The following is a 12,227-nucleotide window of genomic DNA, read 5'->3' as shown; positions in this document are numbered from 1 at the left end:
CCGATCAGGAAGCGAACTGGGATAGCCTTACGGAATGTCTGATCAGAAAAAACTGGCCATCCTTGTCGCCGCGGAGCGGTCCGGCACGCATTACGTTCGGTCGGTCATCAACCAGAACCGGGCGGGCCGCGCCTTCGGCGAGGTCGCCAATGCATCGGTCGACCCCGAACCGGGCGACACGCTGAACTTCTTCGCCTTTCGCCGCGACTACCTGCTGGCGCATCCGGAGATGTTCGTCCCGTCCGTCAGGAATACCGAACAGTTGATCAATGCCTATCTTGATCACTGCCTCGATATCGGCGCCAGCGTTGCCCCGCCGATGATCCTCGACATCAAGTATGGGCACCTCATGAACTTCACCAGCGGCTGGTGGGATGTCCTGTCACGACCGCTGCTGTTCGACATCGCCAAGTCACGCGGCATTCCGATCATCCACCTGGTGCGCCGGCGTGTGTTCGAAACCGTGATCTCCAACATGTACGCAAGCGCCACCGGTGTCTGGCGCGCCTCCTCCACCGAGGAACTGCAGACCATCCAGATCGACATCGACCGGGACCTGCTGATCGAACGCGCACGCCTGCTGCGGCAGTCCATCAACCTGTGCCGGACATGGATCGAGGGCAACCACCATGCCGAACTGCACTACGAGGACCTGCTGTCGGTGCCCTCGCCGGGCTGGAGCCTGCTGGGCTCCCTGACCCATTCGCACGTCACGGAGATCAAGTCGTTCTTCATCAAGACGACCCCGGCCTATGAGACGATCATCACGAATTTCCAGGACATCGCCGACCTGCTGACGCTGGATGTCGACGGCGATCTTCCGGAACCGCCGGCATGACGGATCCGATACCCGTCCTCGGCCCTGCGCGACCGCTGCACCTTCTCACCATCACCCACACGCCGGAGCTGGCCGCGCTGCGGCTGCAGGCGCGTTCGGTGGCGCGTTTCCTCGACCCCAGCCACGCCGGCGCCATCGTGGTCATCTGCAACGAACCGGCCATGGCGCCGTTCCGCGATCAGTTCGACGCGCAGGTCCGCCCGGAATACGGCGCGCATGCGCGCAGCGTCACGCTCATGCATCGCGACGAGCTGGCGCAACCGCGGCACTGGCGCCACGGCTGGCGCTCGCAGCAGCTGCTCAAGCTGCTCGCGTCGCGGCACCTCGCCGAGGGCGATGTCCTCGTGCTCGATTCGAAGAACCATTTCATCCGCCCCATCGCGGCGGACAGCTACCGCGCACCCGATGGCCGCCTGCGGACCTGGCGATCCCACCACCGCGGGCACATGGAGCAGTATTTCCGCGCATCCGTCGCCGCCTTCGATGTCCCGGTCGAACCGCATATCGACCACTGGACCCCGACGGTGACACCGATGGCGTTCCCGGTCGCCGATATCCGGGAATGCCTCGACGCCCTGTATGTCAGGTTCGGGGCCGAGTTCCACGAGACGTTCCTGGCTTCCGACTGCAGGATGACGGAATTCTTCCTCATCGCTGCCTGTCAATTGCGCTCGCAGGGCGATCTGGGCGCGCGCTATGTCTTCGGCGACCGGCCCAACAGCGCCATCCTGTTCAAGGACAAGGTGCTGGACCACAACCGCTTCGGCTCGGTGCTGTTCGCCGCGAGCCAGCCCCACACGCTCAGCTTCGCCATCCATCATGCGGCCGTCGGGCTGCTGAACGAGGCGCAGCGGGACCGGGTCACCGATTTCTGGGTTGATCGCGGCCTCATTGCCCAGCGTGAGGAAGCCGAGGTCTTCCTGCGGCCACCCTACGGTGCATGAGCCGGGCCTCAGCAGGCCGGGGCGCGACATCCGCCGCGCCTCGTCCGCGCTTCCCGCTCGCGCGGTCTGTGCCCCCCCTTGGACGAGGACCTCTTGGTGAACAAGCCAACGCTCGAAGAGACGTTTACCCGCATCTTCCGCTCCGGCTGGTGGGGCTCGGAGGAAAGCGTCAGCGGCCGCGGGTCGGAACTCGCCACGACGGTCGCGATCCGCGAAAACCTGGGCGCGTGGCTGGCGCGGAACCCTCGCGTCCAGACGCTGTTCGACGCGCCATGCGGCGACTTCAACTGGATGCGACTGGTCGATTTCCCCGCCGGCGTGCGCTACATCGGCGGCGACATCGTTGCCGACCTCATCGACAAGAACAATGAAACCTATGGCAACGACCTGCGGCGGTTCGTCCACCTGGACGCCACCTCGGACGCCTTCCCCCAGGCCGATGCGTGGTTCTGCCGGGACATGATGATCCATCTGCCCCTGCCGCTGTGCCTGTCCGCGATCGCGAACTGCAGGCGCGCGGGCATGACCTATATCCTCGCGACGACCTTCATCAATGCCGACAATCAGCGCGATATCGCCCCGGGTCACTACCGGCAGGTGAACCTGGCCAAGGCACCCTTCGATCTCGGACCGCCGATCGAGATGCTCCCCGATCCGGCCGAGAACAACCAGACGGACCGCTTCATCGGCGTCTGGCGCCTCGACTGACCACGGGCGCCGGCGCGTGGTCGCGCGCCGGGCATCATCCCAGGCGTTCGACCAACCGCTGGACCCGCTCGGGGGCGGTTCGCGCGAAGCCCGTCGCCTTCGCCACGAGAGCCGCGAGCCTCACGCGGTCGTCGGCGCGATGCGCGGCATCGGCGGCCGCCTCGATCCAGGACAGCCGGAGGTTCTCGGGCAGGCGGTGCTCCACCGCCTCGAACAGCCGATGGGCGCAAGCAGCCCGACGATCGAGCAACGCGCAGGACACCCCCACCACCCGCCGCGGCGAACGCCGCCTGGCGCCGAGCGCGAAAGCGACCGCCTCGCCGGCGCTGCCGTGCCTGCATACGGAAATCAGGTCGCGTATCGTGGCCGAGGCTGCGAAGGCGTGCCCGACCTCATGGCCAAGGCGCGGCATCGGCACCAGCCTGACACGGTCCGGCGCGACCGCGGCGAGACGCCCCGCCTGGAAGCGATCCGGCGGTTCGCAAGGGTCAAAGAAAACGAAGGCCCGGCCATCCACGGCGTCGTGCGTGACCGCCATGCCGTCATGCAGGCCGGGCACGTAGAAGCGCCGGTACCGCCGGTCAGCATCGCCGACGTCGTTGGGCGAAATGGACCATTGCGGCGCCCATGCGATGACCGTCGTCGCCTGAAGGTCCCGGCTCCATCGCAACGCTCCGTAGCCACCCATCGAAGACCCGAACAGCACGACCTCGCGGAACGCCGCGATGCGCGCACGGATCTCCCCGATCGCGGCCCGCATGGCCTCGGCCGGGAACCATGCGTCATGCCGATCGACGATGCCGATCGCCGGCAGGCCCAGCTTCTCGACCACGGTCCTGGCGAAAAATTCACCATCGGCATCGCCATGGCCCACATGCGAGAACGTGACCACGACGGCATCACCAACGCCGCCCGACCAATAGACGCGCAGCGCCGCGGAATTGTGAATCTCGTGCATTGTGCGATCCTGTCGCGCGCCGTCGTTGGATGCGGGGCTGGCGTCGGCCGATGGGGTGGGTTGAGGCTTCAAGGCGGCCCTTCGCTGATCTAAACACCCCATGGCGCCGTCGCGTGGCAATAGGCAAAGGCTCAAGGTCAGGATATGTCAGTGACCACCGATGGCGGGTACGAGGCCGCCCCCGACCTCGCCGCCCTGCGCGCCGAGGTCGCCGACCTGCGTGCCCGCATGGACTCCTACGAACGCATCCTGCAGCTGCGCGACGCGGCCCTGGACCAGCCCCCCGGGCCCGCCCCCGGGCCCGCCGCCACCCTTCCCCTGCCCGACCATTTCGACATCGCCGCCGACCAGCTGCTGCCGGTGCAGGACGGCTTCTACCAGCTCGAATGGGGCCCCGAGGGCGCGTTCCGCTGGACCGGCCCCGCCCAGGATGTCGGCTTCGACACCTGGGTCGACCGCTCCATCCCGCTGGTCGCCACGCTGCGCCTGTTCCATTTCGGCACCCCCGCCAATGCCGGCGAACTCGCCATCGAGGTCGACGGCACCGCCTATCCGCTGGCGCGCGAAGGCAAGGACAAGCTGCTGCGCTCCGAGCCCATCGCGACCCGCCCGGGCAACGGGCCGACACGCATCACCCTGCGCGTGCCGCACCTGCATTCCCCTGCCGCGCGCGGTGCCGCCGACCGCCGCGTGCTCGGCGTGGCATTCCAGCGCCTGCGCATCGAACCGGCCTGAGGATTCAGGCCCATGACCGTGTCCGCACGCCGCATCACCGCGGCGATCTGCACCTACGAACGCTACGACCTGCTGCCCGGCGCGATCGATTCCGCCCTCGCGCAGTCCCTCCCGCGCGACGCCTTCCAGGTCGTCGTGGTGGACAATTCGCCCGATCCCGAACGCTCGGCGCGCGAAGCCGCGGCCTTCGCCGGCCACGACAACCTGGTCTGGCACCACGAACCGCGCCCGGGCCTGTCCAATGCGCGCAACGTCGCCGCGCGGCTGGCCGGCGCGCCGCTGGTCGCCTACCTGGATGACGATGCCCGCGCCGATGCGGTCTGGCTCGAGAACGTGGCCGGCTGCTTCGACCAGTTCGGCCCCGCCGTGCAGGTGGTGGGCGGGCGCATCCGCCCCTGGTGGGGCGCGCCGCGCCCCGACTGGCTGGCCGACGAGATGCTGGGCGACATCACCGTGGTCGACCTCGGCCCGCACCGCCGCCTGCTGGCCGATGGCGAATGGGTGGCCGGCGCGAATATCGCGTTTCGCGTCTCGGCGCTGGCGGCGGCCGGCTGGTTCGACACCTCGCTCGGGCGGACCGGCGGCGGCGCCAGCCTGCTGTCGGCCGAGGAGACCGCGGTGACCGACCGCATCCGCGCGCTGGGCGGCCAGGTCGCCTACGACCCGCTGGCGGCGGTGGACCACTGGGTCGATCCCGACCGGCTGACGCAGCGCTGGTTCCGCCGCCGCGCCGCCTGGCAGGCGGTGTCGGACTACCTGCGCGACCCCAAGGCGCGCCTGGCCAAGCGCGACGAAGCCTGGGGCGCGGTGAAGGGCTTCCTGCTGCAACAGAACCCGGCCGACCGCACCATGCGCGGGCTGGCGCTGGAACAGGCATCGGCGCCGGATTTCCGCTGGCAGGTCTCGGCCGTCTACAACGCCGTCACCGCGCTGCTCGCGGGCCTCGATGAGCGCGATGACCTCTGACGCGCCCGGCGGCGGCGCGCCATCGCCCCCCGCGCCGCCCGGCGCCTGGGACGGGCTGCGCGTCCTGGTGCTCTCCCCGGTGCCGACCTGGCCGATCACGCTGGGCAACCGCAACCGCATCGTGCAGGTCAACCGCGCCCTCCAGCGCGAGGGCGCGCGCGTGTCGCTGCTGCACTACCCGTCCGACGACGAATGGCGCGTGCGCCTGCCGCGCGCCGCCCTGGCCGAGATGGCGCGGCAATGGGACGAGGTCTTCACCTGCCCCGTCACCCGCCCGCTGCACACCCGCCCCTCGGAAGGCGAGGATCACGCCGCCGATGACTGGTGGGACCCGGCGATCGGCCAGATGCTCGACTGGCTGTTCAAGGTCGGGCGCTACGACGCGCTGCTGGTGAACTACACTTGGCTGTCGAAGGCGCTGGAACACGCGCCGGCCGGGGTGCTGCGCATCCTCGACACGCATGACCGGTTTTCCGACCGCCGCGCGCTGCTGGCGCAGAACGGCCTGCCGCCGGAATACTTCCACACCACGCAGGACCAGGAACGCCTGGCACTGGACCGCGCCGACCTGGTCTGGGCCATCAAGGACCAGGAAGCGGAATTCTTCCGCACCATCACCGCGCGCCCGGTCCGCACGCTGCTGCACGCCGAACCCCTGCGCGCCGCGCCACCACCCGCCGTGACGGCGGCCGCGCCGGCCGCCCCCGATCGCGCCGCCGGCGTGCTGCGGCTGGGCATCGTGGGCGGGCGCAACAACATCAACGCCAGCAACATCCGCGGCTTCCTGAAGACCGCCGACGCCTACCTGCGGCGCACCCTGCTGCCGATCGAGATCGTGGTCGGCGGATCGGTCTGCGACCTGCTGGAAGGCCTGCGCCTGCCCTACCTGCGCCTGCTCGGCCGGGTCGAGGAAATGGACGAGCTCTACGACCAGGTCGATGCCGTGCTGGCGCCGCTGGCCTTCTCCACCGGCCTCAAGATCAAGGTCGGCGAGGCACTGTCGCGCGGCAAGCCGCTGATCAGCCATGTCCATGCCTTCGAAGGCTACGTCGCCACCCACCCCTTCCACGAATGCGCCGATTTCGACGCGATGATGCGCGCCATCCATCGCCTGGTGCGCGACCCCGCCGCGCTCGACACGCTGGCCGAGGCGTCGCGCCGCTCGGTCGATGAAGCCGCCGCCGGGATCGCGGATACGCTGGCCGATGCCGGCCGGCGCGCCGGGCAACTACCGCCCTCGGTCGTGGTGTCGCTGCGCTTCGACCAGGCGCGGCTCGGCGCGCTCGGCTTCGACCACCTGCTGGATGCGGCGCGCTATGCCGGCTTCCGCGCGCCGGTGGTGTTCCACTTCGCCGGGGAAGCGACGGCGGCGGACCCGGCGGCGCTGCGCCTGCTGGCCGCGCGCGGGCGCGCCGTGGTGGATCCGCGCGCCGCCCCCCTGCCCGATGACATCGCCGAGATCCTGTTCGACGACGCGCCACCGCGCCTGGCGAGCCTCGGCGCGCTGCTGCACGAACCGCACCTGATGGCCTGGTTCGCGGCCATGCCCGACCACCTGCCCTGCGTGCCCGTGCGGACCCGCCTGGGCACCTGCCACCTGGGCGCGCTGTCGCTCGATGGCGGGCTGCCGGACCCGCTGGACGTCGCCGCCCTGGCCCGCGCCTTCCCGCGCTTCCTGCTGCTCGAGGAAACACCCTCGCACGATGCCGCCGTGGTGATGCGCGCGGCGGGCGCCGAGCGCGTGCTGGCGCCGCTGCTCTGGCGCGGCGAGGAAAGCCGCCTGCTGGCGGCGCTGCGCGGCAGCCCGCCCGGCCCGGTCGCGCTGATCTGCGCCGATGTGGCGGCGCGCGACATCCTGCCGGTGCTCGCCTGCCTGACCGGCCTGCTGGGCCGCGAGGTCACGCTGTTCTGCCCGCCCGCCGCGACACCGCCGGCCTGGCCGACCAGCGGTCCGCTCGCGGTGCGCGCCGAGGCCGTGACGCGCGCGCCGCTCGCGGCCTTCTTCGCCCCGGCCAGCTGGGCCACGCGCCGCCCCGCCTTCATCCTGGAACACGGCCGCCCGCGCGCGGCGCTGCCAGCGCGCGAGGTCGCGCTGCGCGCCGGCATCGCGCATCTGCGCTTCGGCGACGACAGCGCGCCGGCGGTGGTCCCGACCGCGCCGGCCATGTCGTATCGCACGCGGGGCTTCGTCTCGACCGCGCTGGTGCTGTCGCTGCTGGACCGGCGCGACGGCACGGTGCCGCCCAATACGGGCGCGCCCGAGGAATACGGGCGCGATGCCGGCTGGGCGCGGCTGTGGGGCGAGCTGGGGCGCCTGGTCGCCGCCTGAGGCGCGGGCCGCGGCCAGCGCCGCGAACGCCATCGCGCCGCGCCGCGCGTGCCGATCCGCCCGGCCCGCCCGCACGCCTCCCGGCGCGCGCCACTGCCTCCGGCGCCGCGCTGTTGCGCGCATCCTGGCCGGCCGCGTCCGTCCATCCGGTCGGGATCCGGTCGATCGATCCGCCGTTCACGCCGGCGCGCGCAGCCTTCGCCGCCCGGCTGGTGGCGGTTGAACGGATGATGCGCCCGCCGGTCCCGCATTTCGCTTTCGCCGCCCCCGAACCCGTGGCACTTGATGCGCAGGAAAACGCCACCAACGGAGGGTCCCCCATGTCCGCGCCGAATTGGACCAACCCCGAGACCATCGCGCTGCACGCCGGCTGGCGGGCGGACCCCTCCACCGGCTCGGTCGCGGTGCCGATCCACCAGACCACCTCCTTCCAGTTCCAGGACACCGGCCACGCGGCGCGGCTGTTCGGCCTGGCCGAGATGGGCAACATCTACACCCGCATCATGAACCCGACCGTCGATGTGCTCGAGAAGCGCATCGCCGCGATGGAAGGCGGCGTGGCCGGGCTTGCCCTCGGCTCGGGCCAGGCGGCGACCACCTTCGCGGTGCTGAACCTGTGCGAGGCCGGCGACAACATCGTCAGTTCCACCGACCTGTACGGCGGCACCTGGAACCTGTTCGCGAACACGCTCAAGACCTTCGGAATCGAGGTCCGCTTCGTCGACCCCACCGACCCGCAGGCCTTCGTGCGCGCCACCGATGCGCGCACCCGCTGCTGGTACGCCGAAACCCTGCCCAACCCGAAGCTGCAGGTCTTCCCGATCGCGGAAGTGGCCGCGCTGGGTCGCAAGATCGGCGTGCCGCTGATCATGGACAACACCGCAGCACCCGTGCTGTGCAAGCCGCTGGCGCTCGGCGCGGCCATCGTCATGCACTCCACCACCAAGTGGATCGGCGGGCATGGCACCAGCATCGGCGGCGTGGTGGTCGATGGCGGCAATTTCGACTGGGAGGCGCACCCCGAACGCTTCCCCACGCTGAACAAGCCCGACAGCTCCTATCACGGCGCGGTCTGGACGCAGGCCGTGAAGCCGCTGGGGCCCATCGCCTACATCATCCGCATGCGGGTGATCCTGCTGCGCGACCTCGGTGCGCCGATGGCGCCGATGAATGCCTTCCTGACCTTGCAGGGGCTGGAAACCCTGCCGCTGCGCATCGAACGCCATTGCGAGAACGCGCTGCGTGTCGCCGCGCACCTGGCACAGCACCCGGCGGTGGCGCGCGTGATCCATCCCTCGTTGATGACCGGCGAGGCGAAGCGCCGCGCCGACGCCACGCTGCGCGGCGGCTATGGCAGCCTGATGGGCATCGAGCTGAAGGGCGGCAAGGACGCCGGCCAGAAGTTCATCGAGGCGCTGCAGATGTTCTACCACGTCGCCAATATCGGCGACGCGCGCTCGCTCGCGATCCATCCCGCCACCACCACGCACAGCCAGCTGAACGAGGCCGACCAGGCGGCGTCCGGCGTCTCGCCCGGCTATATCCGCCTGTCGATCGGCATCGAGCATATCGACGACATCCTGGCCGACCTCGACCAGGCGCTGGCGGCGGCGAGCGGCCCGTCCATGAAGGCGGCCGCCGAATGAACGCCGATCGCCGCCAGGGCGCTCCCTTCAGCATCGAGGCGCCCGACACCCCGGGCGCCTACCCCACCGTGCGGCTGCGCCGCAACCGGCGCGACGGATGGACGCGACGGCTGGTCTCCGAGAACACGCTGTCGGTCGACGACCTGATCTGGCCGATCTTCGTCATCGAGGGTTCCAACGAGGAACGCCCCGTCGCCTCCATGCCCGGCCAGGTGCGCGTGACGGTGGATCGCGTCGCGAAGCATGTGGAGCGCGCCGCGACGCTCGGCGTGCCCGCCATCGCCATCTTCCCCGTCACCCCGCCCGAGGCCAAGGACGCCGAGGGCACCGAGGCGCTGAACGCCAACAACCTGATCTGCCGCGCGGCGCGCGAATTGAAGAAGCACTTCCCCGAGGTCGGGCTGGTCGGCGATGTCGCGCTCGACCCCTATACCGACCACGGCCATGACGGCGTGCTGCGCGAAACCCGCACCGGCGACTACGTCCACAACGACGATTCCGTCGCCATCCTGGTGCGCCAGGCGGTCAACCAGGCCGAGGCCGGCATCGACGTGATCGCGCCGTCCGACATGATGGATGGCCGCATCGGCGCGATCCGCGGCGCGCTGGATGCGCAGGGCTTCATCGACACGCGCATCATGTCCTACGCCGCCAAGTACGCGAGCGCCTTCTACGGACCGTTCCGCGATGCGCTGGGCTCGGGCAAGGCGCTGCGCGGCGACAAGAAGACCTACCAGATGGACCCGGCCAATTCCGACGAGGCGCTGCGCGAAGTCGCCCTCGACCTCGCGGAAGGGGCCGACATGGTCATGGTCAAGCCGGGCATGCCGTATCTCGACATCGTGCGCCGCGTGAAGGACCGCTTCGCGGTGCCCACCTTCGCGTATCAGGTCAGCGGCGAATACGCGATGATCATGGCCGCCGTGCAGAATGGCTGGATCGAACAGGATCGCGCGATGATGGAGAGCCTGATGGGCTTCAAGCGCGCCGGGGCGAATGGCGTGCTGACCTATTTCGCCGTGGAGGCCGCGCAGCGGCTGCGCCATGGCTGAGGCCCGCAAGCCGGAGGAGGCGCTGCGCCGCCCCTGGCACGGCGCCTCCGACCGCGACGACGCGCCGGAGGTGCTGGCGATCCGCCTGCATCGCGCGGAGGTCGAGGCGCTGATCGCCTGGCGCCGCACCCCGCCCGGATCGCCCGACCAGGCCCGCGCCTGGCGGCGCCTGGCGGCGCTGCGCGAACGGCGCGTCGCGGTGCTGGGCGCGGGCAGCGCCGACCGCCTGCCGCCGCTGCCGGCCGCCCCGGCCGATACGCTGTCGGCCTGGCAGAAGCTGCGGCGCCGGCTGGGCCTCGGGCGCGGCTGACCCCACCCGGCGGGCGGCGCGCGCCGCCCGTGACGCTGCCGCTGGACGCCGGCCCTCCCGCGCGCGAGGCTCGCGCCGGGAGGATCACCACCATGACGCAGGACTGGCTCGGGCTCGCGGGGCGCGTCGCGATCGTCACCGGCGCGGGTGGCGGCATCGGCGGCGCCATCGCGGCGGAACTGGCGCGGGCGGGCGCGGCCGTGGCGCTGCTCGACCTCGATGGCGCGGCGGCGCAGGCCCGCGCCGCCACCTTGCGCGCCGGCGGTGCCACGGCGGTCGCCGCCGCCTGCGACACCACCGACCAGACCAGCATCGCCGCCGCGCTGGCCGCGACGCGCGCCGCGCTGGGCGATGCCGATATCCTGGTGAACAATGCCGGCATCCTGCGGCCCGGCGCGCTGGCGGACCTGCCGATCGCGCAATGGAACGCGCTGATGGCGGTGAACCTGACCGGCTACCTCGCCTGCGCGCAGGCGGTGCGGCCGCAGATGCTGGCCAAGGGCGGCGGCGCGATCATCCACATCGCCTCGATCGCCGCATCGAACCCGCAGCCGCGCTCGGGCGCCTACAGCGCATCGAAGGCCGGCGTGGCGATGCTGTCGCGCCAGATGGCCGATGAATGGGGCGCCGAGGGCATCCGCAGCAACGTGGTCAGCCCCGGTCTGATCCGCACCGCGCTGTCGGAGGCCTTCTACCAGGCGCCCGGCGTGCTGGAGCGGCGCTCCGCCCTGGTGCCGGCCGGGCGCGTCGGCACGCCGCAGGACATCGCCGATGCCGTGGCCTTCCTGGCCAGCCCGCGCGCCGCCTATGTGAACGGCGCCGAGCTGCTGGTGGATGGCGGGCTCGACCAGGTGATGATGGGGCTGGTGCCGCGCCCGGGCTATTGATCCAGGAACCCCGCCACCAGCGCGATCTGCGCCGGGTCCATCAGCGCCGGGGCATGGCCGGCGCCGGCGATCTCGACCAGCCGCACATGCTCGGCTTCGGCCATCATGCGCGCCGTCCCGGGTAGCAGCAGGTCGCTCTCGGCGCCGCGGATCAGCAGCACGGGCTGGCGGACCATGTTCCACAGGCCCCGCATGTCCACCGCCTCGGGCTCCTGCTCGCAGATCGGGTCGGCGATGGCGGGGTCGTAGTGCAGCGCCACGCCGCCATCGACCGGCCGGGCCGAGGTCTCCGCCAGGTGCCGCCACTGCGCGTCGGTCAGCGCGCCGAAAGGCGCATGGACGCGACGCAGATGCGCCTCCAGCGCCGCGACATCGGCGAAGAACGGGGGCGGCGTGGCCATGTAGTCGACGATGCGCGCCATGGCCGCCTGCGGGATGGTGGCGCCGATATCGTTCAGCACCAGGCGGCGGACCGGGTTGCCGCGCGTCGCCGCGACCGCCATGCCGCAGATGCCGCCCAGCGAGGTGCCGACCCAGTCCACCGGGCCATCCAGCCGCGCCAGCAGGTAGGACAGCGCGGTGACATAGCTGGGCGGCTGATAGAGCGCCGGCGCCGGCAGCCAGTCCGACGCGCCGCGCCCGGGCAGGTCGGGGCAGATCACCCGCCGCCCGGCCGCGCCCAGCGCCTGGGCCAGTGCGTCGAAGTCGCGCCCGGTGCGCGTCAGCCCATGCACGCAGACCACCGGCGCGCCGTCGGCCGGCCCCCATTCCCACCAGCGCAGGGTGAAGTAGCCGACCGGCGAAAGCCACCGAACCGCGCCCGGGCGCATCACTTGCTCCTCACGCCGGCGGGG

At 71.2% G+C, this 12,227-nt stretch carries 12 protein-coding genes; 10 read left to right on the top strand and 2 right to left on the bottom strand.

The genetic code is table 11. The annotated features are described in order from the left end of the window. Window positions 1-34 precede the first annotated feature (34 nt). The 3 genes from LQ222_RS02080 to LQ222_RS02070 all read left to right on the top strand — a co-directional run bounded on the left by LQ222_RS02080 (window position 35) and on the right by LQ222_RS02070 (window position 2,490). Window positions 35-838: a hypothetical protein gene (locus tag LQ222_RS02080; RefSeq protein ID WP_230164158.1), complete on the top strand. Its 804-nt coding sequence runs from the start codon at window positions 35-37 to the stop codon at window positions 836-838. After that, window positions 835-1,782 carry a DUF6492 family protein gene (locus LQ222_RS02075; RefSeq protein WP_256443981.1) on the top strand — a complete coding sequence of 316 codons (948 nt, stop codon included), beginning with the start codon at window positions 835-837 and terminating at the stop codon, window positions 1,780-1,782. The genes LQ222_RS02080 and LQ222_RS02075 overlap by 4 nt, the downstream gene beginning before the upstream one ends. 96 nt (window positions 1,783-1,878) lie before the next feature. Continuing rightward, a complete protein-coding gene (locus tag LQ222_RS02070; RefSeq protein ID WP_230164156.1) occupies window positions 1,879-2,490 on the top strand; it encodes a class I SAM-dependent methyltransferase in 612 nt (203 codons plus the stop codon). Between the two features lie 34 nt (window positions 2,491-2,524). Here LQ222_RS02070 and LQ222_RS02065 read toward each other — a convergent pair whose 3' ends face one another. Beyond that, the gene (locus tag LQ222_RS02065) at window positions 2,525-3,520 is read right to left on the bottom strand and encodes a hypothetical protein (RefSeq protein WP_230164155.1); all 996 of its coding nucleotides are present in this window, start codon (window positions 3,518-3,520) and stop codon (window positions 2,525-2,527) included. A gap of 78 nt (window positions 3,521-3,598) precedes the next feature. Here LQ222_RS02065 and LQ222_RS02060 point away from each other — a divergent pair, with 78 nt between their 5' ends. The 7 genes from LQ222_RS02060 to LQ222_RS02030 all read left to right on the top strand — a co-directional run bounded on the left by LQ222_RS02060 (window position 3,599) and on the right by LQ222_RS02030 (window position 11,373). Then, window positions 3,599-4,183, top strand: a complete 585-nt coding sequence (locus LQ222_RS02060) for a hypothetical protein (RefSeq protein ID WP_230164154.1) — start codon at window positions 3,599-3,601, stop codon at window positions 4,181-4,183. Window positions 4,184-4,195: 12 nt separating this feature from the next. After that, the gene (locus LQ222_RS02055; protein ID WP_230164152.1) at window positions 4,196-5,149 is read left to right on the top strand and encodes a glycosyltransferase family 2 protein; all 954 of its coding nucleotides are present in this window, start codon (window positions 4,196-4,198) and stop codon (window positions 5,147-5,149) included. Continuing rightward, the gene (locus tag LQ222_RS02050) at window positions 5,139-7,478 is read left to right on the top strand and encodes a glycosyltransferase family 4 protein (protein ID WP_230164150.1); all 2,340 of its coding nucleotides are present in this window, start codon (window positions 5,139-5,141) and stop codon (window positions 7,476-7,478) included. The genes LQ222_RS02055 and LQ222_RS02050 overlap by 11 nt, the downstream gene beginning before the upstream one ends. 320 nt (window positions 7,479-7,798) lie before the next feature. Then, a complete protein-coding gene (locus tag LQ222_RS02045) occupies window positions 7,799-9,124 on the top strand; it encodes an O-acetylhomoserine aminocarboxypropyltransferase/cysteine synthase family protein (RefSeq protein WP_230164149.1) in 1,326 nt (441 codons plus the stop codon). After that, window positions 9,121-10,176, top strand: coding sequence for a porphobilinogen synthase (hemB, locus tag LQ222_RS02040; protein WP_230164148.1), 1,056 nt, complete (start codon window positions 9,121-9,123; stop codon window positions 10,174-10,176). Before LQ222_RS02045 ends, hemB begins: the two co-directional genes overlap by 4 nt. After that, window positions 10,169-10,486, top strand: a complete 318-nt coding sequence (locus LQ222_RS02035) for a hypothetical protein (protein ID WP_230164147.1) — start codon at window positions 10,169-10,171, stop codon at window positions 10,484-10,486. The genes hemB and LQ222_RS02035 overlap by 8 nt, the downstream gene beginning before the upstream one ends. A gap of 92 nt (window positions 10,487-10,578) precedes the next feature. Further along, window positions 10,579-11,373, top strand: a complete 795-nt coding sequence (locus tag LQ222_RS02030; RefSeq protein ID WP_230164146.1) for an SDR family NAD(P)-dependent oxidoreductase — start codon at window positions 10,579-10,581, stop codon at window positions 11,371-11,373. On the opposite strand, the gene LQ222_RS02025 is transcribed toward LQ222_RS02030, so the two are convergent. Continuing rightward, the gene (locus tag LQ222_RS02025; RefSeq protein WP_230164145.1) at window positions 11,367-12,203 is read right to left on the bottom strand and encodes an alpha/beta fold hydrolase; all 837 of its coding nucleotides are present in this window, start codon (window positions 12,201-12,203) and stop codon (window positions 11,367-11,369) included. The genes LQ222_RS02030 and LQ222_RS02025 overlap by 7 nt on opposite strands. Window positions 12,204-12,227 lie beyond the last annotated feature (24 nt).

It is taken from the genome of Roseomonas sp. CECT 9278 (genome assembly GCF_918698155.1).
In the GTDB taxonomy this organism is placed as follows: domain Bacteria; phylum Pseudomonadota; class Alphaproteobacteria; order Acetobacterales; family Acetobacteraceae; genus Neoroseomonas.
This window is presented reverse-complemented; position numbering and strand designations above follow the sequence as displayed.

Bases quoted from the DNA above. Each gene is read 5' to 3' on its own strand.
- LQ222_RS02080 (WP_230164158.1), top strand. From the start codon at position 35: ATGTCTGATCAGAAAAAACTGGCCATCCTTGTCGCCGCGGAGCGGTCC.
- LQ222_RS02075 (WP_256443981.1), top strand. From the start codon at position 835: ATGACGGATCCGATACCCGTCCTCGGCCCTGCGCGACCGCTGCACCTT.
- LQ222_RS02055 (WP_230164152.1), top strand. From the start codon at position 4,196: ATGACCGTGTCCGCACGCCGCATCACCGCGGCGATCTGCACCTACGAA.
- LQ222_RS02050 (WP_230164150.1), top strand. From the start codon at position 5,139: ATGACCTCTGACGCGCCCGGCGGCGGCGCGCCATCGCCCCCCGCGCCG.
- LQ222_RS02045 (WP_230164149.1), top strand. From the start codon at position 7,799: ATGTCCGCGCCGAATTGGACCAACCCCGAGACCATCGCGCTGCACGCC.
- hemB (WP_230164148.1), top strand. From the start codon at position 9,121: ATGAACGCCGATCGCCGCCAGGGCGCTCCCTTCAGCATCGAGGCGCCC.
- LQ222_RS02035 (WP_230164147.1), top strand. From the start codon at position 10,169: ATGGCTGAGGCCCGCAAGCCGGAGGAGGCGCTGCGCCGCCCCTGGCAC.
- LQ222_RS02030 (WP_230164146.1), top strand. From the start codon at position 10,579: ATGACGCAGGACTGGCTCGGGCTCGCGGGGCGCGTCGCGATCGTCACC.
- LQ222_RS02025 (WP_230164145.1), bottom strand. From the start codon at position 12,203: ATGCGCCCGGGCGCGGTTCGGTGGCTTTCGCCGGTCGGCTACTTCACC.